Source organism: Acidithiobacillus sp. TH-A36 (genome assembly GCF_057473445.1).
This window is the reverse complement of the sequence record NZ_JBYCKP010000346.1, coordinates 1-1,681: the sequence shown is the minus strand read 5'-3', so window position 1 is coordinate 1,681 and position 1,681 is coordinate 1. Positions and strand designations below refer to the sequence as shown.

The window sequence follows — 1,681 nt, the reverse complement described above, 5'->3', positions numbered from 1 at the left end:
CGGGGGTAATGTATTCTTCTGCTTTGATAAGCTTACCAGTTTCCTCGGCCCCTGATCGGCCCCTCTTCTCGGCCCCTCTTCGGCCCCTCATATTTTGGACAGGCTGATCCATTTGCGCGTGGGGCAATCGAAAAACGAGCTTTTTATCTGCCGGAATCTGATCAATCAAACCCTCTTTTTTGAGCAGGTCCAGCCCGTGGCGAACTTCTTTCGTGGAGGGCACCACTCTTCGTGCGTTGTGCCGTCCCTGCTGTCCAGGGACGGACAACTCCTCGGCGATGGACTGTCGGCTGATGCCGCGACGCAGACCAACAATTCCCGAGCTGTAATCCATATAGGGGCGAATGGCGCGTAGGTAGATCAACTGGGCAGCCCAGGGCATTTCCCGCAGGAGTTCCAGTTCCTCGTCCGTGATGAGATAGCAGGACATGGTCAGCCCTCCCAGACCAGAGACCCGTTGCAGGCCGGTGCCGGTGCAAGGGGCGTCAACAGACGGACTTCGCCATTGGGCTTCATCTCGAATTTGATGAGCCCGCTTTCGACCAGATCAATCAGGTTTACATCAATATCCGTTGCCATTAACAACGGCTTGGAAGTTTTCATTCGGCGTCCAGGGGTGTTGCGGGATGTACGGCCCTTACTCATCGGGGGTCTCCTCGCCAGTTGGCCAAATTGAGGGGCTTGATGGGGTTATAGGGAGTTGGCGGCGCTTCTGGACACGTTCACGGATGGAATCGGTGTCCAGTTGTTCGAAATACCAAAGGATGCGCTCAATTCGTTGAACGCTGGGGTTAAGAATGCGGCCTTCTGCAAACTTGCATAACCAGGAATAACTGACGCCTGTAGCAAGGGCGACACTCTTCCACGACCCCTTGGCTGCATGTAGACGACGGATTGCTTGAGATGCGAGGGACATATTCATGAGAAGAAACAATATCAGCATGTTGATAATCAGTCAATCACCATACTGATATTAAAAAAACGTATGCTTATGCTATGGACGAAACAAGCAAATCTACAATTGCAGCAAATATTTCTTTACTGATGAAGATCAATAAGGTCTCTCAGAAAGAGCTCGAGCGCCGCTCTGGGGTATCTCAAGCCACTATCAGCAATTTAATCAATCCAGCTTCCAACACTAAATATTCACCAACTGCAGCCATACTCGAAAAAATTGCCAAAGCTTTCAATATCAAGCTTTGGCAATTACTTATCCCTAATATTCCCCCAGAATTACTCGCTTCGAGAACTATTGAGAAGGTGTTGGAAAATTTTGTGGCCGCTGACAATCAGGGGAGAGACGCAATCTCGCGAATCGCAGAGGCTGAGCTACGTTATATACAGTTCAGATCACAGCCAGGAGAGAAGGAGGGATCAAAAAAGTAACTCACGGTCCCCAAGAAATGCTATGACACTATACATGCGCCCATAGCAATCAGCATACTGATTGACATGTACAACCACATCTATCATTATGATGATAGTTTTCTGGTGAGGTGTATTATGATCATCGATATTCAAGCTCCAAATATTCCTTTAAATTCAGTTCTGGTCCTTGCACAGGACCTGGCCAACGCCCTCAAGCTCAGCGTAACCCACGATGGCCACGGTCGGCTGATATTCCGCGCCAAAGACGGCGTGGATGGTTCCACAACTCCCCTTGTTTCTGTTCCCGCCCAGG

The 1,681-nt window shown here is 49.9% G+C and carries 3 protein-coding genes; 1 reads left to right on the top strand and 2 read right to left on the bottom strand.

The window, feature by feature from the left end:
* On the bottom strand, positions 1 to 430 hold a 430-nt coding region (locus AC2VLY_RS09270), incomplete at its 3' end, for a hypothetical protein (protein ID WP_486922146.1).
* A gap of 2 nt (positions 431 to 432) precedes the next feature.
* On the bottom strand, positions 433 to 645 hold the full coding sequence (locus AC2VLY_RS09265; RefSeq protein WP_486922145.1) for a hypothetical protein: 213 nt from the start codon (positions 643 to 645) through the stop codon (positions 433 to 435).
* A 351-nt stretch (positions 646 to 996) separates the two neighbouring features.
* Between AC2VLY_RS09265 and AC2VLY_RS09260 the strand changes: the two genes are divergently transcribed.
* Positions 997 to 1,386, top strand: coding sequence for a helix-turn-helix domain-containing protein (locus tag AC2VLY_RS09260; RefSeq protein ID WP_486922144.1), 390 nt, complete (start codon positions 997 to 999; stop codon positions 1,384 to 1,386).
* The last annotated feature ends 295 nt before the right edge of the window (positions 1,387 to 1,681 follow it).